The organism is Streptomyces lydicus (assembly GCF_001729485.1).
Taxonomy (GTDB): Bacteria; Actinomycetota; Actinomycetes; order Streptomycetales; family Streptomycetaceae; genus Streptomyces; species Streptomyces lydicus_D.
The window spans coordinates 1,154,787-1,179,593 of sequence record NZ_CP017157.1 but is presented as its reverse complement, the minus strand read 5'-3'; the positions used below and the strand labels follow the sequence as shown (position 1 = coordinate 1,179,593).

Sequence of the window (24,807 nt, the reverse complement as noted above, 5' to 3'; positions counted from 1 at the left end):
TCAGACCAGGTCGATGAGGTCCGCGATCGAGTCCACCACCCGGGAGGGCCGGAAGGGGTGCCGTTCGATCTCCTCGGGCCGGGTCAGTCCGGTGAGCACCAGGAACGTCTCCATGCCCGCTTCCAGGCCGGCCAGCACGTCGGTGTCCATCCGGTCGCCGATCATCGCGGAGGTCTCGGAGTGGGCGCCGATGGCGTTCAGCCCGTGCCGCATCATCAGCGGATTCGGCTTGCCGACGAAGTACGGGTCGACGCCCGTCGCCTTGGTGATCAGCGCGGCCACCGAGCCGGTCGCGGGCAGCGGCCCCTGGGGCGACGGGCCGGTCTCGTCGGGGTTGGTCGCGATGAACCGGGCGCCGGCGTCGATCAGCCGGATCGCCTTCGTCAGCGCCTCGAAGCTGTAGGTGCGGGTCTCTCCGAGGACGACGTAGTCGGGGTCGTGGTCGGTGAGGACGTAGCCGATGTCGTGCAGGGCGGTGGTCAGTCCTGCCTCGCCGATGACGTGCGCGGTGCCGCCGGGGCGTTGCTCGTCGAGGAACTGCGCGGTGGCCAGCGCGGACGTCCAGATCGACTCCCAGGGCACGTCCAGCCCGATCCGGTTGAGCCGGGCGTGCAGGTCGCGCGGGGTGTAGATGGAGTTGTTGGTCAGGACGAGGAACGGCTTGCCCGAGTCCCGCAGGCGCTTGATGAAGGCATCCGCCCCGGGGACCGGGACCCCCTCGTGCATCAGGACGCCGTCCATGTCGGTGAGCCATGACTCGATCGGCTTGCGCTCTGCCACTGCCGGACTCCTGCCGTGCGTGTTGACCAGGGGCACCGGCCGCACCCACAGGCGACGCCTGCCCCGCCCGTCGTACGTACGGCCGACGCCCCCACCCTAAGTCAGCCGCCGCCTCCCCGACCCGGACGATCACCCCGGACTTCCCGGCACCGGTGGGGGCGAGGGGCGGGCCCGGGCCGGCGGGCGCGGACCTCCCGCCGTCGGCGGCCGGTGGTGGATTTCCCGGCGTCGACGTACGCGGGAAGGTTTTCGTCGATGCCGTGCCGGGCGGGGCGGGCTCGGCGCTCCTAGCGCGGCCGCAGGGTGGGGCGGCGGGCGCCGAAGAGGGGGGCGAGCACCAGCTCGGCGGCTCCGTCGGCGACCACCTGCGCGCCGCCGGGGGCGAGCGCCACCGACACCGCGGGCCGCGCGCCGGACCCGCCGCCGCGTGTACGGGCCTGCGCGGCCAGTTCCCTGGCCACCCCGCCGAGGAACGGTTCGGGGTGCTCCAGGACGGTGCGTCCGCCGAGCAGCACCTGGTCGATGTCCAGCAGTTCGACGAGGTTGGCGGCTCCCACGCCCAGCGCCCGGGCCGCGCCCGGCAGGTCGCCGCCGGCCACCGACGCCAGGCACAGCGCCTCTATGCAGCCCTGCCGGCCGCAGTCGCAGCGCGGGCCGTCCAACTGGACGATCTGGTGGCCGAATTCGCCGGCGCCGGTGTGCGGACCCCGGTAGAGGCTGCCGTCCAGGACGAGTCCGGCGCCCAGGCCGGTGCCGAGATGCAGATAGCCGAAGGAGCCCGTGCCGTCGGGGCGGGCGCGGTCCAGGCCGAGCGCGGCGGCGTTGGTGTCCTTGTCGAGGACGGCGGGCAGGCCGAGCCGCGCGGCGACGGCGTCCCGCAGCGGGAAGCCGTCCCACCGCGGGGCGCCGGTGACGCGGTGCAGCACACCGGTGGTGTGGTCCAGCGGGCCCGGGCAGGCCACGCCGACCCCCAGGACGCGCGGTCCGCCGGCCGCCGTGAGCAGCGCCGCGACCTCGCGTTCGACGGCGGTGAGCACCTGCTCCGCGCCGGCCTCGAAGGCGAGTGGGGCGCGTCGCACGTCGACCGCGCGGCCCGTGAGGTCGGCGAGGACGGCGGTCAGCTCGTCACGGTCCAGGTGCAGCCCCACGGCATGCCGGGCGGCGGGGACCAGGCGCAGCACGGTGGCGGGTTTGCCGCCGGTCGAGGCGCGGCGGCCCGCCTCGGCGGCCAGTCCCTCGGACCGCAGCCGGGCGGTGATCTTGCTGACGGCCTGAGGGGTGAGTCCCGTGTGCGCGGCGAGCTCCAGCCGGCTGACGCCCTCGCCGCCGGCTGCGCGCAGCAGTCCGAGCACCAGCGCGGCGTTGTGGCCGCGCAGCGCGGGGAGGTTGGCGCCCGGGCTGCCGGCGCCGAGGGCGGGGAGGTCGTTGCTGCTCACCCGCCCATTGTCCGTTGCGGCTTGCACTTTGGCAACAGCGTTGCTTAAGTGGGGTCATGAGTGAGACGAGCGAGAAGAAGAGCGCCTCCCCCACCCCCGGCGGCCCGCTCCGCGTCGGCCTGCTCGGCTACGGCTTGGCGGGCTCGGTCTTCCACGCCCCGCTGATCGCCGCCACCGACGGCCTGGTGCTCGACACAGTCTCCACCGGCAACCCGGAACGGCAGGCGCAGGCCCGCGCCGAGCATCCGCAGGTGCGCACGGTCAGCACCCCCGAGGCGGTGCTCGCACGCGCCGCGGAGCTGGACCTGATCGTGGTGGCGACGCCCAACAAGACCCATGTGCCGCTCGCCACCGCCGCGCTGGAGGCCGGCCTGCCGGTGGTCGTCGACAAGCCGCTGTCCGGGACCGCCGCCGAGGCCGAGAAGCTCGCCGCGCTCGCCGACGACCGCGGACTGCTGCTCTCGGTCTTCCAGAACCGCCGCTGGGACAACGACTTCCGCACGGTGCGCACGCTCATCGAGGACGGCGCGCTCGGTGACGTCCGGCGCTTCGAGTCCCGCTTCGAGCGCTGGCGGCCGCAGCCCAAGGGCGGCTGGCGCGAGTCCGGCGACCCGCAGGAGATCGGCGGCCTGCTGTACGACCTCGGCAGCCACCTCGTCGACCAGGCGCTGACCCTCTTCGGCCCGGTCGTGTCCGTCTACGCCGAGTCCGACGTCCGCCGCCCTGGCGCGGAGGCCGACGACGACACCTTCCTCGCCCTCACCCACGCGAACGGCGTCCGCTCGCATCTCTGGGTGAGTGCCGTCACGCCCCTGCTGGGCCCCCGCTTCCGGGTGCTGGGCAGCGAGGCCGGCTATACCAAGCACGGCCTGGACCCGCAGGAGGCCGCCCTGCGCGAGGGCCTGCGCCCGGGCGACGCGGGCGTGGAGTGGGGGGTGGAGCCCAGGGCCTCCTGGGGCCGCCTCGGCGCCGGCGCCTCTCCGCGGCACGGCGGCGGCGAGCCGGTGCCGACCCTGCCGGGTGACTACCCCGCCTACTACGCCGCGATCGCCCGCGCCCTGCGCGAGGGCGGTGCGCCACCGGTCACGGCCACCGAGGCCGCGGCGACGCTGCGCGTACTGGAGGCCGCGAAGCGGTCGGCGGCCGAGGGGGTCACGGTCGGGATCGACGCGACGGCCTGAGGGGGGCCTGGCCGGGGCCGCTTCCCACGTTGTCGGCTTTCCCGCCGTGGTTGTTGCTTCCCACGTTGTTGTCCGTCCCGCCGTGGTGGTTTCTCGCCGTGGCGCCTGCGGCGGGCGTGGGTGGTCGGGTGCGGTGCCGCTCCTCCGGACTTCGTCCTGCGGCGCGGCCCCTCCCGTAGGGGAAGAAGTAAAGGCCGGTGGGGGCGAGCGTCAGTAACGACGCTCGCCCCCACCGGCCTTCACCATTCCCTCCCACGGGAGGGGACGGACCGCAGGACGAAGTCCGGAGGGCCGGCACCGCCCCCGACAACAACCCGGCCCGCCGCAGGCGCAACGGCGAACAACCACCGCGGCGGGACGGACAACAACGTGGGCTAAGCCCCCTTGAGCGACTGCCGCTGGCGGCCCAGGCCGTCGATCTCCAGCTCTACGACGTCGCCGGCCCGCAGGTACGGCTTGGGTTCGGGCCGGCCCATGGCGACGCCGGCCGGGGTGCCGGTGTTGATGACGTCGCCGGGGTACAGCGTCATGAATTGGCTGACGTAGCGGACGACTTCGGCCACCGGGAAGATCTGCTCGGCGGTCGTGCCGTTCTGCTGCAGCTCGCCGTTGACCCACAGCCGGATACCGAGGGCCTGCGGGTCGGGTACCTCGTCGGCGGTCACCAGCCACGGGCCGAGCGGGTTGAAGGTCTCGCAGTTCTTGCCCTTGTCCCACTGGCCGCCGCGCTCGATCTGGAAGGCGCGCTCGGAGACGTCGTGCGCCACCGCGTAGCCGGCCACCGCCGCCAGCGCCTGCTCGTCGCTCTCCAGGTAGCGGGCGGTGCGGCCGATGACGACGGCGAGCTCCACCTCCCAGTCCGTCTTCACGCTGCCGCGCGGCACCAGCACCGTGTCGTCGGGGCCGACGACGGTGTCCGGGGCCTTCATGAAGATGATCGGCTCCTCGGGGGGCGCCGCTCCCGTCTCCCGGGCGTGGTCGTGGTAGTTCAGCCCGATGCACACGACCTTGCCGATACGGGCCACCGGCGGTCCGGTGCGCAGCCCGGCGGCGTCGAGGGCGGGCAGCTCGCCGGAGGCCGCGGCGGCGCGAATCCGGGCCAGCTGCCCGTCGTCCGCGAGCAGCGCTCCATCGATGTCCGGCACCAGGCCCGACAGGTCCCGCAGGACACCCGACTCGTCGAGCAGCGCCGGGCGTTCCGCCCCCACCGTTCCGACGCGCAGCAGCTTCATCGATTCAACTCCCGTGGTCGAAGGGTCGGTCCGGAAGGGGTCTTCCGGACCGGCCGATGGGGGACGGCCATCGAGCGATTTGGCCGATCCTCCAAGAACCTCGTCCAGTCCACAAGACCCCGTTCACGGACTGGACCGTTACCGGGTGGTAGTGACGCCGTTTCCGGCGGGTGCCGCCGGGTCCGCACCGTCCGGCGCACCGGTCGTCGCCGCCCGGGCGTTCGCCTGCGCGCCGGCCCGGGTCCGGGCCGCCCGCTGCCGGGCCGCGCGGCTCTTCGGGGCGGGTCGCTGCCGCCGCACGGCGGGGGCGTGCGGCGCCGGGGCGTCCGCCGGGGCGGCCCCGGCGGACGGCCGCTCCTCGGCGGCCGGTTCCTTGCGGTCGCGGTGCAGCAGCGCCCGCTCGCACGCCGTCCAGGTCGTCGTCGTGACCATGTAGAGCCCGGCCGCCAGCGGCACCACGGCCACCGTGACCAGCGTGCCGAAGGACAGCAGCGGCAGCACCTTGGACAGCGAGCCCGTCCCCGGCAGCGCCGCGCCCGCGGCCGGCGCCGGGGCCTTGGCCACCGCGGCCCGTGCGCGGCGGAAGTTCCAGGTCGCGACCGCGCCGATCAGCAGGAAAAGCCCCAGGTAGACCCGGCCCTGCGGGCCGAACACCCCGCCGTCGGCGAGCGCCTGGCTCCAGTGGCCGCCGAGCGGCGCGCCCAGCAGCGTGTGCTCCAGCAGACCGCCGCCGCCGGTGGAGAAGAGGTGGTACATCACGAAGAACACGGGCATCTGCAGCAGCGTCGGCAGGCAGCCCGCCAGCGGCGACGCACCCGTGGTGGCGTACAGGTCGGCCGTCGCCTTCCGCAGCCGCTCCGGGTTGCCCTTGTGTGTGCGCTGCAGGGCGGCGAGTTGCGGGGCGAGCGCGGTACGGGCCTTCTCCCCGCGGGCCGCGGCGCGGGCGAGCGGGTGCAGCGCGGCGCGTACCGCGAGGGTGCAGGCGACGATGGCGACGGCCATCGCCGCGGGGCCGAAGAGCGGTTCGACGGCGGTGGCGACGCGCGTCAGCGCCTCGCCGAGGAAGCCGAAAACGGACATGGGGGAGCCCTCCACGGGTCTCGTCGTGCCGGGATACGGATTCGGCGTGACGAGCCGCGCGGACGCGGACGAGCAAGGAGAAAGGCGTCTACGCGGCCGTCAGGAGGGCACGGCCCGGTGCTCGGGGCCGCGGACGTCCGGCCGCGTCGGGATCGCGCTGCGGCAGGAACGCCGTGCGCCGCTCGCGGTCGCGGATCGCCGTACGGATCCGGCCCGGTGGCACGGGCCGCGCGCAGGCGGCGATCAGGAAGGCGCTGCACAGCAGCAGCACCGCGGCCGTGGTCGCGGCGGCGGTCAGCGCGGTGGCCAGCCCGGTCTGGGTGAGCAGGAGGCCGGCGAGGAGGAAGAGGAGCGCGGAGGTGTACAGGCGCCATGCCTGGGCGATGCGGTACATCCGGTGCCCCCCTCGCGTACGGCTCGTCCCCACAACTTGTCGTCTTCCGCTCAAGAGTAGCCGCACCTCTGGGCAGACCACGGACCGGCCGGTAACTTGCCCTCCCTGCCGTCGGGACGGCGGTGGACCACGGGGGGACAAAGGCAACACCTAGGAGGTGCTGTGCGCGACATCAGCGTTCCGGCCCTGGCGGCTCCACTGCGGAGCGGCGGCCTGGCCGACTCCGTCTTCGACACCGCCGCCCACCAGCCGGACTTCGCCCAGCTCGCCCGGCGCGACGACAGAGCCGCCGGCGACTGGCAGGAGGTGTCCGCGAAGGAGTTCTGCGACGAGGTCATGGCGCTGGCCAGGGGACTGCTGGCCGACGGGGTGCGGCCCGGCACCCGGGTCGCGCTGATGTCCCGTACGCGCTACGAGTGGACGTTGTTCAGCTATGCCCTGTGGGCGATCGGCGGGCAGCTCGTGCCGGTCTACCCGACCGCGTCGGCCGAGCAGCTGCGCTGCATCCTCAACGGGGCGCAGGTCACCGCGATCGTCGTGGAGAACGAGGCGCACGCCATGACCGTGGCGGAAGCCTGCGACGCGCAGTCGCGGCTGCGCCGGCTGTGGCAGCTGGACCTGGACTGCATCCGGCGGCTCATGGAGGAGGGCACCCGGCTGGCCGACGCGGACGTGCACCGGCTGCGGCACGCGGTCGCCCCGGACGCCGTCGCCGCGATCGTCTACACCTCGGGCACCACCGGGCGACCGCGCGGCTGCGTGATCACGCACGCCAACCTCGCCGCCCAGTGCGACACCCTCTACGCCGGCTGGGGCGGGCTGCTGGCCGCGCCCGGCGAGCGCCCGTCGCTGCTGGCGTTCCTGCCGTTCGCGCACATCTACGGGCTGATGGTGCAGGTGGCGTGCCTGCGCGGCGGGGTGAAGCTGGCGCACCAGCCCGATCCGTCGTCGGACCAGCTGCTGCCGGCGCTCGCCTCGTTCCGGCCGACGTTCCTGTTCGCGGTGCCGTACGTCTTCGAGAAGATCTGTGCCCGCGCCCGGCTGGCCGCCGAACAGGCCGGCCGGCTGCGGACGTTCGACGCGGCGATGACGGTCGCGGTGCGGTACGCGGAGGCGCTGGCCGAGGAGGAACAGGGCGGGCGCGGCCCCGACCCCTTCCTGCGGGCCCGGCACGCCCTGTACGACCGGCTGGTGTACTCCCGCATCCGTGAGCTGCTGGGCGGCCGGGTGCGCACCGCGGTCTCCGGCGGCTCGCCGCTCTTCCGCGAGCTGGGCCTGCTCTTCGCGGGCCTCGGCATCACCGTCTACGACGGCTACGGCCTGACGGAGACCAGCGGCGCGATCACCGCGCAGCCGCCCGGCCGGGTGCGGTTCGGGACGGTGGGCCTCCCGCTGCCGGGCAGCGCGATCCATCTGGCGCTGGACGGCGAGGTGTGGGTGCGCGGCGCGGTGGTGTTCGCCGGCTACCTCGACGACGGGGCGGACGAGGGGGGCAGCGGCCTCTACGACGGCTGGCTGCCGACCGGGGACCTCGGCCATCTGGACGAGCAGGGCTACCTCGTCATCACCGGCCGCAAGAAGGACGTCATCATCACCAGCAACGGCAAGAGCGTCGCCCCGCAGGGCCTGGAACAGCGGCTGTGCGCCCATCCGCTGATCTCGCAGAGCGTGGTCGTGGGCGACAACCGGCCGTACGTGGCCGCGCTGATCACGCTGGACCCGGAGGCGCTGGAGCAGTGGCGGCAGCTGCGCGGCGAGCCGGGCGGGGCCGGCGAGGGGCCCTCCCCGGAGGAGCAGTTGCAGGCGGAGGTGCGGCGGGCGGTGGCGCGGGCGAACGCGTCGGTGTCCCGTTCCGAGTCGATCCGCGCGTTCAAGGTGCTGCCGGGCGAGTTCAGCCAGGACGCCGGGCTGATGACGCCGTCGCGGAAGCTGCGCCGGGCCGCGATCGTCCGGGCGTACGCGGCGGAGATCGACGCGCTGTACGCGCAGGGGAAGCGCGAGGAGCCCGCGACCCGGCGGGATCGCCGCAGGTGGGCGGCGACCGGGCTGTACGCGCGCTGAGCGCAGGACAGCGCGCACCGGTCGGCCCCGCCCCCGAGCCGGGCCCGTACGCGGCACCGTAGCAGTGTCGCGACGGGCCCGGCCGTTATTTGTCCAGGGGTGAGAACCCACGTCCGAAGGCCCGCTCCGGCGCTTAGCGTCCGGTGGCATTCCAGTAAGGACGAACCGGGAGGCCGTGTGCGCGCCATCCTCAGCAACTCCGCAACATCCGGGCGGACCATCGCCACCGGACTGGTGGTCGCCGCGCTCGTGGCCACCCTCGCGGCACTGCTGCTGCCGGTGCAGCTCTTCGGCGAGACCGCGTCCGCGGCGACGAACACGGTGTCGTACGACGACGACGGCGGCGGCACGGTGAACACCCGCTACGGGCCGCTGACCCCGATGGACCGGGACTTCGTGCGCAAGGTCCGGCTGGCCGGGCTGTGGGAGATGCCCGCGGGCCGGCAGGCCCAGGAACGCGGCAAGACCGCGGCGGTGCGCACCGCGGGCGACCACCTCGTGGCCGGCCACACCGAGCTGGACCGGCGGTCGGTGGAGGCCGGCCGGGCCCTGGGCATCCCGCTGCCCAACCAGCCGTCCGCCGAACAGCAGGGCTGGCTGGGTCAGTTGAACTCCGCCTCGGACGCCGAGTACCCGCGCCTGTTCGCCGAGCTGCTCCGCCGTTCGCACGGCAAGGTCTTCGGGCTGATCGCGATGGTCCGCGACCAGACCCGCAACACGATGGTGCGCGCCCTGGCGAACAAGGCCAACTCCACCGTGCTGGACCACATCACGGTGCTGGAGAACACCGGCCAGGTCGACTTCGACACGCTGCACAGCAGCTGAGCCCGGTGCGCGACGGCACCCCCTCACCCCTCACACCCCCATCGGACGAAGCGAAGTGATCTCATGAGGCAACGGCAGCGCCAACAGGGCCACAAACGCTCGCGCTTGACCAACAGAATGCTGGTGGGGGCGGCCGCGCTCCTGCTGGGCGGCGGCGGGCTGGCCGTGGTCGCCACCACGGCGCTGGCCGGCAGCAACACGCCCACGGCGAGCGCCGGCCACCGGCACACCGTCATGGCCACCACCATCTCGTGCCCCGATGTCGGTGAGCGGCTGCGGCAGGTGCCGCACAGCGCCCAGCTCCAGGTCTCCAAGGGTCTGGCCACGCTGGACCGCCAGGTGCACGACGCCTACCACAAGATGATGGGCGGCAGCGGCAACACCGTGCTGGTCACGCTGAAGCGGCAGCGGTCGCACACCATCACCTCGATGGTCACCGCCATCGCCAAGGACGCGAAGCGGCCGGGCTACCTGCTGAAGATGAGCGGCTGTACCACCAAGCCCGTCGACGAGGGTGCGGGCGCCGGCGGCTTCGACTCCACGAAGTCCACCGCGCAGGGCTGGTACCAGGGGCAGAACCCGCAGCAGGGGCAGAACGGCGGGCAGCAGGGCCAGCCCGGCGGCCCCTCCCCCGACGACTTCGTCGACATCAGCACCGTCCAGCCGAACGCCGACGCCCCGCCGTTCGCCGCGCCCAAGGGCGGCAACGCCACCACCGGTACGTTCACCACCGAGTGCGGGCGCAACGAGGAGGGCCACTTCAACTCCGACAACGTCATCGTGACCCCGGGCGTCAGCAACGGCGCCCACCACACCCACGACTACGTCGGCAACAAGTCCACCGACGGGAACTCCACCGACGACTCGCTGGCCGCCTCCGACACCACCTGCAACAACGGTGACCAGTCCACCTACTACTGGCCGGTGCTGCGCAAACTGGACGGCAACGCGGAGCAGAAGCCCGGCGCCGCGCAGGACGCCAACGTCGGCTCGGTGCTGACCCCGGCCACCGTGACCCTCACCTACCGCGGCAGCCAGTCCGGCCAGGTGACGGCGATGCCGCGGTTCCTGCGCATCATCACCGGCGACGCCAAGGCGTTCACCAACGGCACGAAGAACGCCAACGCCTCGTGGAGCTGCACCGGCTTCGAGGACCGCCAGCTGAAGGACAAGTACCCGCTGTGCCCGAGCGGTTCGCAGGTCGTGCGCACCTTCGCGTTCCAGAACTGCTGGGACGGCCGGTCCATCGACAGCGGCAACCACCGGGACCACGTGACCTTCTCCGACCAGAACGGCAACTGCCCCAACAACTTCCGGGCCATCCCGCAACTGGTCGAGCGGATCACCTACGACGTGCCCCAGGGCAACAGCTTCGCGGTCGACAGCTTCCCCGAGCAGCTCCACAAACCGGTCACCGACCACGGCGACTTCATCAATGTGATGCCGGACGACCTGATGAGCAAGGCGGTCGACTGCATCAACCGGGGGCAGCAGTGCACCTGACGGCGGTCTGACCCTCCCCGAGGACCGCGACCACAGCGACGCCGGCGCCCGTGCGCCGGCGTCGCTGCGTGCTGCCCGCGGTCAGTCCGCCGGGGCCGGGCCCGCCGCCGCGCCGGGCCGGCCGGGCGGCGGGCAGCTGGGCTCCGCCCGGTAGGCGACGCGGATCATCTCCGCCATGAAGGCCCGTACGCGCGGCGTCTCGGCGTCGGCCGCGGTCGCCACGATCACGCTGCGCGTCACGGTCGGCCGGCAGGGGATGAACCGCACCTCCTGGGAGGCGGAGGCACGCACCATGCGCGGCACCAGCGTCACCGCGAGGCCGGCCGCCACCAGCTGGAGCTGGGTGGCGTAGTCGGAGACGCAGTAGCGCACGTCCGCCTCCACCTCGTGGGCGCGCAGCAGCTGCAGCAGCGCCTCGTGCGCGTCGCTCCCCTCCGGGCAGCTGGTCCACAGCTCGCCGTGGAGTTCGTTCAGCGCCACGAACTCCCGGTCGGCGAGCGGATGCCCGGCGGGCACCGCCAGTTGGGCGTCCTCGTGCAGCAGCCGGGTGGTGCGGACCCCGGAGGGCATGTGGGCCGGGCGGTGCGTCCAGCTCTCCGTGACGACCGCGTCCAGCTGGCGCTCCTGCAGCATCGGGATCATGTCGACGGCCTCGCCGTCCCGCAACGACGGTTCGAGGCGCGGGTGACGTTCGATCAGCCGGTGCAGCACCTGCGGGACGAGCGCCCGGAGGGCGCTGGCGACGCCGCCGATGCGCAGCGGCCCGGCGACGAGGCCGTGCAGGTTGGCGAGGTCACGCTCGGCGTCCGCGAGCGTGCCCACCATGGACTGGGCGGACGCGGCCAGCACCTGCCCGGCGCTGGTGAGTCTGATGCCGCGGCCGTCCCGCTCGATGAGCTGGCACTGCGCCTCCTTCTCGAGTTTGCGGAGATGCTGGGACACCGCCGGGCCGGTGATGTGCAGGGCCTCGGCCGCCGCACCCACGGAACCGAGACGGGCCACGGCGGCAAAGACACGTAACCTCTCCCAGGTGATCATGTAAGGCAGACTAATGCTTTTACCTAATGATTTTTGAATAGTGTTACGGGGCTCACGCTGTCATCGTGAACGTTGTGGATGCGACCTCAACGTCTTCTGTGACGACCTCCGATGACACCCTCCCGGACAGCCCGCAGGGCACAACGGGAGCCGCGGCGTTGGTCATCGGCGGGGCCGCCTGTTTGTCGGCCTCGGCGATGTTCGTCAAGCTGGCCGACATCAGTGCGGGCGCCGCGGCATTCCTGCGCTGCGCCGTAGCCCTGGTCGCCCTGGTGCCGCTGCTCGCGCACGAAGTATGGCGCAAAGGGTGGCTGGCGCGACCGCTGCAGGGATATGCGGTGATAGCGGGCGTTTTTCTCGGCGCGGATTACGTCATGTGGACGATGAGCATCCTGGACGTGGGTGCGGCGGTGGCCACCGTACTCATCAACGTGCAGGTCATCGCATTCCCGCTGCTGGCGCGGGTGTTCGGCGGAACGGCGATTTCCCGTCGGTTCGTCTTCACCATTCCGGTGATGTTGGCCGGAATCGCGCTGGCGAGTGGCGCATTCGAACGCGGCTCGGAATCCGGTAATCCGGTACGCGGCGCGGTGCTCGGTGTGGCCGCGGGAGTCGCCTATGCCGTGTACCTGTACCTCAACCGGGCCTCCGGCGAGCGCAGCCCACGGCACGTCGTCACACCGATCTGTATTTCCACCGGCGCCGCCGCGGCGACCGCCGGACTGATCAGCCTGTTCACCACGGGCCTCTCGCTGTCGATCTCACCGGTCTCCTGGGGCTGGGTGGTCGCGTTGGCCCTGCTGGGACAGGTGGCGGCCTGGTTGCTGATCAGCACCGGGACGCCCCGGCTGGCGCCGAACACGTCCGCCGCCCTGCTCCTGCTCCAGCCGGTGATGGCCATCGGCTTCGGACTGGTGATCCTGAGGGAGACGCCCAGCGCCTCCCAGCTCGTCGGCTGCGTGATCGTGATCGCGGCGGTGTGGTTCTCCCACCGCACCCCGCGTCCGGCCGGCCGCAATCATTCCTGAATGAGGTAGTACCCGGTAAGCGCAAGACCGTTCTGACGGAAGTTCTGCCAACCGACGGGGAAACGTCATGGGTGAAGAGACTCTTGTAGACGATTACCGCCTGATCGCCCCGATCACGCTGCCCGGCAACGGCCGGGCACCGGGCGAGGCGAAAACGATCAGTGAGACGGACGAGTACGACGCGTATTTCCGCATCGAGCACGAGGACGATATGTCCCAGGGTGCCTGGGTGCACACCGTGCTGACGATCGCGGAAAAAGTCCGGGACGATCTTCCGGACACCAGCCTGGAAGACGGCGAACAGGCCCAGATTCTTGACGGTATCGCCATCATCCTGCAGCACACGCTGCAGCAAATGGCCAGCTGACCGGCCCGGAATTCCGACCCCCCGGTAGGAAAAGGGAGCGCGCGACAGTGATGCACATATCGCAGGAACAGCAGACAGCAGTGCGCCGGTGGAAGCTCGGACATCACGTCTTCCATCTGCATCTCACCGTGATGAACACGTACCTCACGTCATTACAGAAATGCGTCGAGGAACGTGACTGGCAGGCCACCCGGCCACTGCTGGACACCCTCAGCCGGCTCTACGGCGCCGCCACCTCGTGCATGCGCTACGCGTCGGATTTCCCGGCGACGGCGTACGAGAGCCTCATCCGGCCGTCCATGGAACCGCCCTGGCTGAACCCCGGCTTCTCCGGGAAGTTCAACACCGACCACGAGCGGATGCTGCACCTCATGCGCACGATCCGCACCGGCCTGAAGAGCGCCATCCGCGCGGGCAGCGTGCCCGAGGACGTCGAGCGCGCCGCCACCCGCCTCTGGCGGGCGCAGTCCCAGAACCGCGCGAGCCACAAGCTCATCTGCGAGAAGTTCGTCCCCGGCGGCCAGTCGCTGCTCCAGGACTACTTCAACGCCAACGCCTGACGCACCCCCGCACACCACACACCACACACCTCAAGGAGACAGCCATGGCCATCACGGTGATCGAGACCTGGTACCTGAACGACGACGCCGCCACGCAGGCGACGAAGGTCATGCAGCAGATGGACGACGCGCTGGGCGACAACGCCCACGCCCACGCCGGCTGGCACGGGCACGCCAGCTTCTTCCAGGACGAGGCCGATCCGCGCCAGGTGACGTGGCAGTACGCGTGGCGCAGCAAGCAGGACCACGAGGACCTGCTGAAGACCGAGGAGGCCCTGGCGGAACCGCTGTACCGCACGTACTGCACCCGCCCGCGGCAGATCCGCTACGCCACCGAGCTGGAGGTCGAGGTCGAGCACGACCACTGAGCCGCCGCCGTCCGCTCCCTGTGCCACGTAAGGACACCCATGAGTGAGAACGTCGGGGACTGGAGCCCCGAAGAGCTGGAGAAGAACGGCCACCTCCTGTTGTCCCAACTGCGCGAGCACTTCACGACGTTGCGCACCCAGCCCGTCACCACCACGCGCTCCGCACAGGAGATCCGCGCGGTCATCGACGAACCGCTGCCCACCGCACCGCAGCCGTTCCCCGAGATCCTCCGCCAGACCTGGGACGACGTCCGTCCCAACCTCACCCTGTGGAACCATCCGCGGTTCCACGCGTACTTCAGCAACAGCTCCAGCGGACCGGCCATCCTGGCCGAGATGTTCACCGCGGCGATGAACGTCAACGTGATGCTGTGGGACGCCGCGCCGGCCGCCGCCGCCGTGGAACTGACGGTCCTCGACTGGCTCGCGCAGATGGTCGGCTACCCCGTGGCGCAGGACTCGGTACTCGTCGACGGCGCCTCCCTGGGCACGCTCTACGCCCTGGCCGCCGCCCGGGAGCGGCTGTCCGGCCTGGACATCCGGCAGCAGGGGCTGGCCGGCCGGGACCTGCCGCGGCTGCGGATCTACGCCTCCGACCAGACCCACAGCTCCGTCGACAAGGCCGCGATCACCCTCGGCATCGGCCTCGACAACGTCGTACGCCTCCCCGCCGGTCCCACCGGCCGGCTCGACCCCGAGGCGCTGCGGGCGGCCCTGGAGCGGGACGTGCGCAGCGGGCACCGGCCGCTGGCCGTGGTCGCGAACGTCGGCACCACCTCCATCGGGGCGATCGACCCGGTCGAGGAGATCGCCGAGGTGTGCGCCGCGCACGACACCTGGCTGCACGTCGACGCGGCGTACGGCGGCTTCTGGCGGCTGGCGCCCGAGGTGCGCCCGCTGCTGCCCGACCTGTCCCGGGCCGACTCGGTGGTGGCCAACCCGCACAAGGTCCTGCTGAGCCCGATGGAGGCCGGCGCGCTGTTCTGCCGGCACCGCGACGCCCTCACCAACACCTTCCGCGTCGTACCGGAGTACCTGCGCACCCGCCACGAGGACGGCAGCGTGGACTTCATGAACTACTCGCTCCAGCTGGGCCGGCAGTTCCGGGCGCTCAAACTGTGGTGGCTGATCAAGACGTTCGGGGTCGCGGGCCTCACCAGCCGGCTGAGCGCCGCGGCCGCCCTCGCCGACGGGCTGCGGGCGCGGGCCCGCGCCCACCCGGACTGGACGGTGGAGAACGACTCGCCCTTCCCGCTGGTGTGCCTGCGCCACCGCCCGCACGACCGGGACCTCGACGACGAGGAGACCGACGCGCTCAACCGGCGCGTCCACCGGGCCGTCAACGACGCCGGGACCTCCTTCGTCTCGCACACCGTGCTGCCCACGGGGTATGCGCTACGCATCTCCATCGGGAACATCCACACCACCGAAGCCGACATCGACGCCCTGTGGGGCGAACTCACCGCCGCCGCCGAACGCTGTGCGGCCCCGCGCCTGACCGAACGGAGCACGTTATGAGCCCGGCCCTGACCGGCGTGGCCCGCCCCGGACGGACCGGGCCCGCGGAGCCGGAGACCTTCGCCGGCCGGCTGCTCCACCACCACGCCGTCGGGCGGTGGAGCGCCGCCAACGAGAACCAGTCCTGGACCCCGGCCCCCCGTTCGGTGCCCGCCCTGTGGCGCTACGCGGAACTGCGTCCGTTCGCCGTCGAGGCCGCGGAGTTCGTCAAGGGCGAGGACGCCGCCCTGCGGGTGATCACCCATCTGAACCCCGGCCACCCCGATCACGAGGCGGCCGTCGGCCACCTGTACTCGGGGCTGCAGACCCTCAAACCGCACGAGAGGATGACCGCCCACCGGCACGCCGCCTCCGCGATCCGGTTCGTGCTGGAGGGCGAGGGCGGCTGGACGGCCGTCGACGGCGACCGGATGCCCGTCGGCCCGGGCGATGTGGTGATCACGCCCAGCCGGCTGTGGCACGAACACGGCAACGACGCCGACGACGGGCTCGTCATCTGGCAGGACTGCACCGACGATCCGCTGGTCAACACCCTCGGGGCGAACTTCTTCGAGTTGCACCCGCAGGGCACCCACCTCACCGGCGGCCCGCGCAACGACACCCTCGCCCGCTACGGCGGCCTGCTGCTGCCCGACACCCGCCGGCGCGCCGAGAACTCCCCGCTGTTCTCCTTCCCGTGGGAGAAGTGCCGCGAGGCGCTGGCGGCGGCCGCGCGGGCCGGGCAGCACTCCGCCTTCGACGGCGTGATCATGGAGTACACCAACCCGGCCACGGGCGGGTCGGTGACCCCCACCGTCGGCGCGAAGCTGCAGCTGCTGGCGGCGGGCGAGCACACCCGCAGCCACCGGCACACCGGCTCGGTCGTCTACGTGGCCGCGCAGGGGCGCGGCACCGTGACGATCGACGGCGTGGACCACGCCTGGAGCGCCGGGGACACCTTCTGCGTGCCGTCCTGGTCGTGGCACAGCCACGCCAACCCCGGCACCGAAGAGGCCGTGCTGTTCTCGTACAACGAGTTCCCTCTGCTGGAGCGACTCGGCCTCTACGCCGAGGAGCCGGCCGGCCAGTAAGCGGGGGTCGCCTGCGGCGCGTGCCGCGCGCGGCGGGCACCGCAGGCGACCGCCCGAACCCACCCACACAGGAAGGAGAGCAGCCATGACGTCGGTCCTGATGATCCTGTCAGCCGCCACCGAGCTGCCACTCACCGACGGAAGCTGTCGTACCGCGGGATTCTGGCCGGAAGAGGTCGTGGATCCGGAGGCCGTGTTCGCGGCCGCCGGCATCTCCACCGTCCTCGCCACCCCCGAAGGCGCACCGGCCGGCGCCGACCCCGCGGGGCTCACCCCGGAGGGCACCGGGTACAGCGCCGAGCGCTGCGCCGAACTGATCGACGCCGTCGAGGCACTGCGTCCGCGCTTCACCACTCCGGTGCCGCTGGCGGCCGTCGACGTGGAACGGTTCGACGCGGTGTTCATCCCCGGCGGGTACGGCCCGTTGGCGGACCTGTGGGCCGACCCCGACTGCGGACGGGTGCTGAGCGAGTTCCATCGCGCCGGAAAACCCATCGCGGCGGTCTGCCACGGCCCGGCGGCGCTCCTGTCCTCCATGGATGTGGCCGGTGAATGGCTGTTCAGCGGTTACGAGATGACGTCCTTCTCCGACGAGGAGGAGGCCGAACTCGGCCTGCTGGACCTCATTCCCTGGACGGCCGAGGGCCGCCTGGTCAAGCGCGGCGCCCGCTTCGTCGCGGGTCCGCCCTGGGGCGAGCACCTCGTCCGTGACCGTGCCCTGCTGACCGGCCAGAACCCGGCGTCCGCGCGGCCGCTCGCCCGGGTGCTGTGCGACATCCTGTGAGCTGAACGGAGACCGACGACCCTGATGGCAGGCCGGCCGCGCGTCCCCGGCACGCGGCCGGCCCACTGAACCGGAACTCCCCCCTCGGCCGATCCCTCCCGGACACCCCGAGTTGAGGAATCTGCGCATCTCCTCGGTTGTGCCGCATCGGCCGGTGCTTTCCTCCCCTCCCTCGTTCCCCACCCCTCCCTACCCCTCCCCGCCCTTTTTCCGCCCTTTTTTCCTTTCCTCTGCACGTCCGAACGGCCCCGCCCTGTCCGGGTGCGGGATTCCCTGAAGCGAATCACGGAGTGAGAGAACATGACGACGCTGTCCGTCGAGGCATCAACCCGGCTGCTCGGCAAAGGCTTTGAGCGCTACGACCGCGAGGTCTTCCTGGAGAGGGTCGGCGAGCACGACGCCGATGCGCTCTTCGGCCGGCTGCGGGACGCGTTCGCGGAGCTGCCCCCGGACCCGTACGCCACGCACGCCCACCGCTTCCGCAGGTACGGCCGCGCGGTCTACGTCCCCTGGGACCGGTCCCTGACCTGGCTGCCGACCACCCCGGACCCGGCCCTCGGGCCGGTCACCGAGTACTACCAGGGCGACCACAACCCCGAGCACCGCGGCGAGCGGCGCCGCTTCCCCGCGGTCACCCCCGAGGCCCGGGCCAACGCGCTGCTGCGCCAGATCATCCTCTTCGACGCCGAGGAAGCCTGCCAGCTGGACAGCCTGCGCCACGGCCTGGTCCACGTCGGCGTGCACTTCCTCAAGCTGGCCGTGGACGGCGCCGACGAGGTCGCCGTGCCCTCGCCCAACGCCCTGCACCAGGACGGCGAACCGTTCACCTTCGCCCACCTGATCAGCCGCTACAACGTCACCGGCGGGGTGAACGTGATCGCTCCCCCGCGCTGCGCCGGCCTGCGCCCGCAGGAGGTCAACCAGGAGCTGATCGAGGCCGAGTTCACCCTCGACGGCCCGCTGGACTCGTACGCCGTGTACGACCCGAAGGTCAGCCACTACGTCAGCCCGGTGCGCCTGGGCCCCGAGGCGCAGCGCGGCGAACGCTCCATCCTGCTCGTCGACTTCACCCCCTACGTCCCGCACATCTAGCCACCCCGCACGCACGAAGGAGTGCCATGACCACCGAAACCCCGGCGCCACAGCGCTATCTGCTCGTACCGATGCACCCCACGCCCAACGGGCGGCTGCACATCGGGCACGCCGCGGGCGCCTACCTGCGGGCCGATGTGCTCGCCCGCCACCTGCGCCGCGAGGGCCACCAGGTGTCGGTGATGAGCGGCAGCGACGCCTACGAGAACTGGATCCTGCTGGACGCGCTCGACGCGGGCCGCTCACCGGCGGAGACCTGCTGGCGCTTCCACGCCCTGATCGGTGACGACCTGCGCAGCCTCGGCGTGGAGCTCGACGACTGGATCAGCCCGCTGTCCGACGACCACGCCGAGCCCTACCGGCGCACCCACGAGGAGCTGCTGGAGCGGCTGGCGACGGCCGGCACCGCCGTCAAGGTGCCCGACCCCACGCCCCGCTCGCGGGACACCGGCCGCCATGTCATCGGCGTGTGGCTGAAGGGCACCTGCCCGCAGTGCCACACCCCCGGCGGCGGCAACGCCTGCGAGGAGTGCGGCTACCACTACCAGCCGTCGGAGATCCTCGAACCGTACTCGCGGCTGGACGAAGGCCCGCTGGACTGGGAGGACTTCGACAGCTGGTACCTGAGCCCGCCGTCCGTCGAGGACGTCGTCGACGCGGTGCGGGCCTCGGACGTGGCGCCCGACTTCGCCGACATCGCGGTCACCTACCTGCGGCAGACCAAGGGCGCGGTACGGCTCTCGCAGCCGGGCAGCTGGGGCATCCCGAGCGAACTGGCCGGCCCCGAAGGCGTGCTGAGCAACCCGTACTTCGGCTTCAGCCTCTACTGCGGCGAGGTCTACCGGCAGCGCCACGGCACCGAGCACAACGCCTTCCACCGGGACTCCGGCGTGATCACCGTCGGGCTGTTCGGCATCGACAACGCGGTCGGCGGGGTCGCCGCCAGCCACGCGCTCGCACACGCCCACGGCGGGCTCAAGGCGTTCGACCACATGGTGACCAACTACTTCCTGGACTTCGAGGGCGAGAAGTGCTCCACCAGCCGCAAACACGGCATCTGGCTGAACGAGCTCCTCTCCCGTACCTCGGCGACCGCCGACGAGCTGCGCTACCACCTGAGCCATGTGGACCTGACGAGCGGTAGCGACAACTTCGCCGTCGCCGCCTTCGTCGACAGCGTCAACCACATCCGCGAACGGCTCGCCGCCGCCGGACGCCAGGCGAACGGGGCCGGCGGCGCGCTGCCCGCCGAGGACACCGCCCGGATCGCCGCGGCCGTCCACGAACAGGGGGCGCAGCTGCGGCCCGGGGCGGCGGTCAACCTGCCCGCCGCGGTCCGGGTCCTCGACGAGTGGCTGACCCGGCCGCCGGTCACCGACGCCGCCTGGGCGACCGGTGTGGCACTGCTCGCCGAGCCCTTCATGCCGGAGGCCGCGCAGCGCCTGTGGACGGCGCTCGGCAGGCCGGGCCGCCCGCGGCTCGCCGCCCTGGACCGCGCGTCCGGCCCCGCCCGCCCCGCGGCCCCCGTGCCGCCGCAGACCTTCACCGCCGACGAGATAGCACCCGTGTGCCACGTGAGGAGCAACTGACCGTGTCCGATCACCGCAACCGCCCCGCCGGGACCGCACCGTCCGCCGAGACCCTCGACGTGCTCGGCATCGGCATCGGCCCGTTCAACCTCAGCACCGCCGCCCTGCTGCCGAAGGACGGGGTGACCGCCCGGTTCCTCGACCGCAAGGACGCCTTCGACTGGCACCCCGGCCTGCTGTTCCGCAACGCCACGCTGCAGTCGCCGTTCCTCAAGGACTGCGTCACGCTCGTCGACCCGACCAGCGAGTACTCGTTCCTCAACTTCCTCTCGCGCAGCCGCCGGCTGAACCGCTTCGTGGTCGCCGACCACCCCAACGTCAAACGCCGTGAGTTCAACGAGTACTTCAAGTGGATCTGCCGCAGCCTGGACACGCTCCGGTTCGGCACCGGCGTCGAGTCGCTGACCTTCGACGGCGGGGCGTTCGTCGCCGGCACGGACCGCGGCGAGTACCGCGCCAAGGACGTGGTCCTCGGCGTCGGCCGGGCGCCCTTCGTCCCCGAGGGGGCGCGCGCCCACCTCGGCGAGACCGTCTTCCACGGCAGCGAGTACCTGCTGCGCGACATCGACCCCACCGGCAAGCGCGTCGCGGTGATCGGCGGCGGGCAGACCGGCGCGGAGATCTTCGACGACCTGATCTCCGACGACGCCCGGCTGCCCTCCCAGGTCACCTGGGTCACCCGGCGCGGCAACTTCGCGCCGTTCGACGAGTCGCCGTTCGCCAACGAGCTGTACGTGCCGGGCTACACGCGCTACTTCCACGCGCAGACCCCCGCCGAGCGGCAGCGCCTGCTGCCGATGCAGAAGCTCTCCAGCGACGCCATCCTGCAGCCGCTGCTGGAGGGCATCTACCGCCGGCTGTACGAGACGGACTTCCTCCACGACCGCGGGCTGGACTACCGGATGCTGGTGGACCGCCAGTTCACCCGGGTCTCCCCGAAGGCCGACGGCTGGGTGCTCACCATGGAGGGCCCCAACGGCGTGGAGGCGGTGGAGGCCGACATCGTGATCCTGGCGACCGGCTTCTCCAACGGCGTGCCGGCGGTGCTCGACCAGCTCGCCGACCGGCTGGTCCTGGACGAGGACGGCCGGTGCGTCGTCAACGAGGACTTCTCGCTGCGCTGGGACGGCCCGCCGGACCACCGGATCTTCGCCCACAACATGTCCCTGCACACCCACGGCTGGATCGACCCCAACTTCGCCGGGATGGCCTGGCGCAGCGGCGTCATCGTCAACAGCCTGACCGGCCGGTACCTGTACGACGTGGATGTCGACGGCACCACCGTGGACTGGGGAGGCAAGACCACCACCACGCTGGAGATGCCCGTCCTGGAACCCACCGGGGCCGGTATATGACCGCGAGGCCCGTGGCGTGCCCGCCGGCGACCGCCGGCTGGCACGCCCACCCCGCCGGGCTCTGCGCGCTGTCCTGGTCCCACGACGGGCAGCGCCTGGCCACCGGCGGCAACGACGGACTGATCAAGATCTGGCGTCCCCGCGCCGGCGCCGCGGAACTGCTGTCCACCCTGCGCGGCCACGACGGGGCCGTACGGTCCCTGTCCTGGACCCCGGACGACGCCCTGCTGGCCTCCGGCGCGGAGGACGGCACCGTCGGCATCTGGGACACCGCGACCGGCGAACGGCTGGCGACCCCGCAGCGCAACCGGCGCTGGGTCAACGCGGTGGCCTGGGCGCCGGACGGCCGCCGGCTGGCGGCCGCCGGCGGCGACCGGCGGCTCGTGGTCACCGACCGCTACGGCCGCCCGGTCACCCGCCCCCTGACGAGCCCCTACGGGGTCTTCCTCAGCCTGGCCTGGTCCCCGGACGGCGCCGCGCTGGCCGCCACCGCGCGCGGCTCGGACCTCACGGTCTGGGACACCGCGGACTGGACGGTCCGCGCGCGGCCCGCGGCCGGGCCGGGCAGCGTCTGGACGGTGTGCTGGTGGCCCGGGGGCCTGGCGACGGGCAACGCCGCCGGGCGGGTGCACCTGTGGGACCCGCGCACGCTGCGGCTCCGGGCCACGATCGACGGCCACGGCGGGGCGGTCGCCCGGGTCACCGCGAGCCATGACGGCGCCGTCCTCGCCACCCTCTCGCACGACCAGACCGTCGCCGTGTGGGACGCCCGCACCGGCCGGCCTCAGTGGCGCCGCGCGGACGCCTACCCGGGCTGGACCGGCTGTCTGGAGGCGTCCCCGACGGCCGGTCTCCTGGCGGGCACCGACGCCGACGGCCAGGAGGTCCGGCTGTGGCCCCTGGCGCCGGCGGACGGTGCCGCGCCCGGGGAGCAGGAGGTGGCCGGGCAGGTGGGCGGCGTCCTGCGGGACGTGCTGGCCGACGCCCGGCGCGCCGGCCGGGACCACCTGACCCTCACCGCCGCCACCAGCCGCCTCGCCGCCGCACTGCCGGCCCTCCGCAAGCCGGAGGGCTGGGCGGAGGCGGAGTTCGCACGGGCCGCCGACGCGGGCGCGCTCGGCTTCCTCGGGGGCCGGGTGGCCGCCCTGGACCCGGCCCGGCTCCGGCGGCTGGCCGACCGCTGTGTCACCGCGGCGGCCGCCGCGCCGGGCGCGGACCTGCCGCTGCGGCCCACCGTCGAGCGGCTGCCGGCCTCCGCACCGGCGGCGGCCGGCGGGGGCGACGGGAGCGGCGGTCCTTCGGCCGCCACGACGGCGGCCCTGGTCGGCGCCCTGCTCGTGCGCACCGGCCGCGCCCTGCTCACCGACACCACCCGGCCGGGGGAACTCTGGGTCCCCCCGGCCGGGGCGCAGGCCGAGCCGGACGCGGTGCCGGCGAGCGGGCGGGGCACACGTCCGGAGGCGGTGCCGGAGACCCTGCCGGACGCGACGGAACTCCGCTTCCCGCAGGCCGGCCCGTACACCCCGGCGCGCGTCCTGACCGACGTCCTCCACACCACCCTGTTCCGCCACTGGGCCGCCGACCACCGGGGCCTGACCGCCCTGACCGACGACGGCCACCCCGTACGGGTGACGGCGCGGTTCACCGGTGAGGTACCCGGCGACGGCCTCACCGTCCGCGTCGCCGCGGCCCGCGACGAGGACCGCGCCCTCCTCACCGCCCTCCTGACCCGGCGCCTGGCCCGCGCCTGCCCCGGCGCCGCGCCACCCGTCCGCCGCACCACGTCCCTGCCGCTCACCGTGCCCGGCAGCCTGCGCCCCTGGGACCCCGCCGCCACCCGCGTCTGGGCCCTGACCCGCGAGGACCTGCCGCCCCGGGCCGACGACCGGGTGGCCCTGGTCGACGAGCACGTCGACGACGAACGGGCCCGCCAGGAACGGCTGTTGCTGAACGAGGGCTTCGCCGGGCACGACCGTCCCGACGTCCATCTCTGGCACACCCCCGAGGACCACCCGACCGCGGCCGCCCTGGCCGCCGAACTCACCACCCTCGGCCTGCGCGCCACCTACGGCGAGCACCGCACCGACCCGCTGACCGAGTCCACCCTCGACGCCCGCACCGCCCTGCTGCTGCTCACCCCGTCCCTCGCCGCCCGCGGCTGGCCGGCCGGTCCGCTGGCCGAGCCGTACGCCCGGCTCACCGCCCGCACCCGGGCCGCGGGCCGCCGCATCCGCTGGCTGCCGGTCACCGTGGACGGGGCGGAGCCGCCCGCCGGCCTCCCCGACCACCTGCACAGTTTCGACCGCTACGGGTACGGGGGAGAGGACAACCGGACCGCACACCGCGGCCACCTCGACGCCCTCCTCGGCGGCATTCTCATAGACAGGACCCGCTCATGACCGCTGAGCACTCCACCGAGCGGCCGGCACGACCGGCGGCCGGGCCGGGCCCCACGGGCCCGGCCCCCCGCCGGGCCCCGGCCACGGTCTGGCTCGCCCTGGCCGGGGCCCTCACCCTGTGGGCCTCCGCCTTCGTCGGCATCCGCTCCGCCCTGCACGACTTCACCCCCGGGCCGATGGCCCTGCTCCGCTTCACCGTGGCGTCCCTGGGCCTGCTGGCCCTGTGGCTGGTCTCCACCCGCCTCCGCCGCGAACGCCTCCGGCTGCCGGCCCGCCGCGACATCCCGCTGCTGCTGCTCTGCGCCCTGCTGCTGATCGTCATCTACAACCTGGGGGTGAACTTCGGCGAGCAGACGGTCAGTCCCGGCACCGCGAGCTTCCTGGTCGGCCAGGTCCCGGTGTTCAGCATCATGCTGGCCGCCGCGATCCTCCGGGAGCGGGTGGCGGTGGTCGGCTGGATCGGCGTGGGGGTGGGCATCGTCGGCACGGTCGTCATGCTCTTCGCCGACCAGGCCGGCCTCTCCGTCAACATCGGCACCATCTACGTGCTGGCCGCCGCGATCGCCGAAAGCCTCTACTTCGTCCTGTCCAAGCCGCTGCTGACGCGCTACAGCTCCATGGAGCTGAACCTCTACGTCACGATCCCGGGCACCTTGATGATGCTCCCCTTCGCCGGCGACCTCACCCACCAGCTGGCCTCGGCGACCACCCCCAACCTCCTCATTCTCGTCTACCTCGGCATCTTCCCCGCCGCCGTGGCCTACCTCCTGTGGAACTACGCCCTGGCCCGCCTCGACGTCTCCGCCTCCACCTCCGCCCTCTACGCCCTCCCCCTCATCACCATCCTCATCTCCCTCGCCTTCCTCCACGAACTCCCCAGCCTCCTGGGCCTCGTGGGCGGCGTCATCTCCCTCATCGGCGCGGCCCTCGTCAACAACCGCCGCGCGAGAGCCGCCCGGGCCGACGGAGTGTGCGACATTCCGTGAGTTCCCCTGCCCGCTGAGTTCCTGGGCCTGTGGCCAGGGGGTTCTTCCTCCTTTGTGTGCTCTGCTTGCTTGTGACGTAACTTCGGGATTCTTGAAGCGTTCTCATCTCGTCCGACCGATTCGCAGTCGGGTCGAAGGTGAGGAGGCTCGGGTTGGCGGCG

22 protein-coding genes are annotated in these 24,807 nt (G+C 72.6%); 16 read left to right on the top strand and 6 right to left on the bottom strand.

Features of this window, described 5'->3' with window-relative positions:
- Positions 1-780: an HAD-IIA family hydrolase gene (locus SL103_RS05100; RefSeq protein ID WP_069567573.1), complete on the bottom strand. Its 780-nt coding sequence runs from the start codon at positions 778-780 to the stop codon at positions 1-3.
- Between the two features lie 287 nt (positions 781-1,067).
- Complete coding sequence (locus SL103_RS05095) at positions 1,068-2,216, bottom strand: ROK family transcriptional regulator (RefSeq protein ID WP_069567572.1); 1,149 nt, start codon at positions 2,214-2,216, stop codon at positions 1,068-1,070.
- Between the two features lie 56 nt (positions 2,217-2,272).
- Between SL103_RS05095 and SL103_RS05090 the strand changes: the two genes are divergently transcribed.
- Complete coding sequence (locus tag SL103_RS05090) at positions 2,273-3,397, top strand: Gfo/Idh/MocA family oxidoreductase (RefSeq protein WP_069567571.1); 1,125 nt, start codon at positions 2,273-2,275, stop codon at positions 3,395-3,397.
- A gap of 374 nt (positions 3,398-3,771) precedes the next feature.
- Here SL103_RS05090 and SL103_RS05085 read toward each other — a convergent pair whose 3' ends face one another.
- The 3 genes from SL103_RS05085 to SL103_RS05075 form a co-directional block, all read right to left on the bottom strand.
- The gene (locus SL103_RS05085) at positions 3,772-4,629 is read right to left on the bottom strand and encodes a fumarylacetoacetate hydrolase family protein (RefSeq protein WP_069567570.1); all 858 of its coding nucleotides are present in this window, start codon (positions 4,627-4,629) and stop codon (positions 3,772-3,774) included.
- A 138-nt stretch (positions 4,630-4,767) separates the two neighbouring features.
- Positions 4,768-5,709: a YidC/Oxa1 family membrane protein insertase gene (locus tag SL103_RS05080; protein WP_069567569.1), complete on the bottom strand. Its 942-nt coding sequence runs from the start codon at positions 5,707-5,709 to the stop codon at positions 4,768-4,770.
- Between the two features lie 88 nt (positions 5,710-5,797).
- The gene (locus SL103_RS05075) at positions 5,798-6,103 is read right to left on the bottom strand and encodes a DUF6412 domain-containing protein (RefSeq protein ID WP_033268444.1); all 306 of its coding nucleotides are present in this window, start codon (positions 6,101-6,103) and stop codon (positions 5,798-5,800) included.
- A gap of 162 nt (positions 6,104-6,265) precedes the next feature.
- Between SL103_RS05075 and SL103_RS05070 the strand changes: the two genes are divergently transcribed.
- The 3 genes from SL103_RS05070 to SL103_RS05060 all read left to right on the top strand — a co-directional run bounded on the left by SL103_RS05070 (position 6,266) and on the right by SL103_RS05060 (position 10,492).
- Positions 6,266-8,164, top strand: coding sequence for an AMP-dependent synthetase/ligase (locus tag SL103_RS05070; RefSeq protein WP_069567568.1), 1,899 nt, complete (start codon positions 6,266-6,268; stop codon positions 8,162-8,164).
- A gap of 177 nt (positions 8,165-8,341) precedes the next feature.
- Complete coding sequence (locus SL103_RS05065) at positions 8,342-8,989, top strand: DUF4142 domain-containing protein (RefSeq protein WP_069567567.1); 648 nt, start codon at positions 8,342-8,344, stop codon at positions 8,987-8,989.
- Between the two features lie 117 nt (positions 8,990-9,106).
- Positions 9,107-10,492, top strand: a complete 1,386-nt coding sequence (locus SL103_RS05060; protein WP_069567566.1) for a DUF1996 domain-containing protein — start codon at positions 9,107-9,109, stop codon at positions 10,490-10,492.
- An 81-nt stretch (positions 10,493-10,573) separates the two neighbouring features.
- Here the strand turns inward: SL103_RS05060 and SL103_RS05055 are convergent, their stop codons facing one another.
- Positions 10,574-11,530: a LysR family transcriptional regulator gene (locus SL103_RS05055; RefSeq protein ID WP_079145574.1), complete on the bottom strand. Its 957-nt coding sequence runs from the start codon at positions 11,528-11,530 to the stop codon at positions 10,574-10,576.
- A 65-nt stretch (positions 11,531-11,595) separates the two neighbouring features.
- On the opposite strand from SL103_RS05055, the gene SL103_RS05050 reads away from it, so the two are divergent.
- The 12 genes from SL103_RS05050 (at position 11,596) to SL103_RS04995 (ending at position 24,646) form a co-directional block, all read left to right on the top strand.
- Positions 11,596-12,558, top strand: a complete 963-nt coding sequence (locus SL103_RS05050; RefSeq protein WP_244303842.1) for a DMT family transporter — start codon at positions 11,596-11,598, stop codon at positions 12,556-12,558.
- A gap of 67 nt (positions 12,559-12,625) precedes the next feature.
- Complete coding sequence (locus tag SL103_RS05045; protein WP_069567563.1) at positions 12,626-12,925, top strand: hypothetical protein; 300 nt, start codon at positions 12,626-12,628, stop codon at positions 12,923-12,925.
- Positions 12,926-12,975: 50 nt separating this feature from the next.
- Complete coding sequence (locus SL103_RS05040; RefSeq protein ID WP_164492754.1) at positions 12,976-13,485, top strand: hypothetical protein; 510 nt, start codon at positions 12,976-12,978, stop codon at positions 13,483-13,485.
- 44 nt (positions 13,486-13,529) lie between these two features.
- The gene (locus SL103_RS05035; RefSeq protein WP_069567561.1) at positions 13,530-13,853 is read left to right on the top strand and encodes a hypothetical protein; all 324 of its coding nucleotides are present in this window, start codon (positions 13,530-13,532) and stop codon (positions 13,851-13,853) included.
- Positions 13,854-13,892: 39 nt separating this feature from the next.
- Entirely contained in the window at positions 13,893-15,371 is a 1,479-nt protein-coding gene (locus SL103_RS05030; protein WP_069567560.1) for a pyridoxal phosphate-dependent decarboxylase family protein, read from the top strand.
- Positions 15,368-16,441, top strand: a complete 1,074-nt coding sequence (locus SL103_RS05025) for a cupin domain-containing protein (RefSeq protein ID WP_069567559.1) — start codon at positions 15,368-15,370, stop codon at positions 16,439-16,441. Before SL103_RS05030 ends, SL103_RS05025 begins: the two co-directional genes overlap by 4 nt.
- 85 nt (positions 16,442-16,526) lie before the next feature.
- A complete protein-coding gene (locus SL103_RS05020) occupies positions 16,527-17,225 on the top strand; it encodes a type 1 glutamine amidotransferase domain-containing protein (protein WP_069567558.1) in 699 nt (232 codons plus the stop codon).
- A gap of 300 nt (positions 17,226-17,525) precedes the next feature.
- The gene (locus SL103_RS05015) at positions 17,526-18,317 is read left to right on the top strand and encodes a 2OG-Fe dioxygenase family protein (RefSeq protein ID WP_069567557.1); all 792 of its coding nucleotides are present in this window, start codon (positions 17,526-17,528) and stop codon (positions 18,315-18,317) included.
- A gap of 26 nt (positions 18,318-18,343) precedes the next feature.
- Positions 18,344-19,906, top strand: a complete 1,563-nt coding sequence (locus SL103_RS05010; protein ID WP_069567556.1) for a class I tRNA ligase family protein — start codon at positions 18,344-18,346, stop codon at positions 19,904-19,906.
- 2 nt (positions 19,907-19,908) lie between these two features.
- Positions 19,909-21,261, top strand: a complete 1,353-nt coding sequence (locus SL103_RS05005) for a lysine N(6)-hydroxylase/L-ornithine N(5)-oxygenase family protein (RefSeq protein ID WP_069567555.1) — start codon at positions 19,909-19,911, stop codon at positions 21,259-21,261.
- Positions 21,258-23,660, top strand: coding sequence for a WD40 repeat domain-containing protein (locus SL103_RS39170; protein WP_079145572.1), 2,403 nt, complete (start codon positions 21,258-21,260; stop codon positions 23,658-23,660). The genes SL103_RS05005 and SL103_RS39170 overlap by 4 nt, the downstream gene beginning before the upstream one ends.
- Positions 23,657-24,646 (top strand): DMT family transporter, encoded by a 990-nt coding sequence (locus SL103_RS04995; protein ID WP_079145571.1) that lies wholly within the window; start codon positions 23,657-23,659, stop codon positions 24,644-24,646. The genes SL103_RS39170 and SL103_RS04995 overlap by 4 nt, the downstream gene beginning before the upstream one ends.
- Positions 24,647-24,807 lie beyond the last annotated feature (161 nt).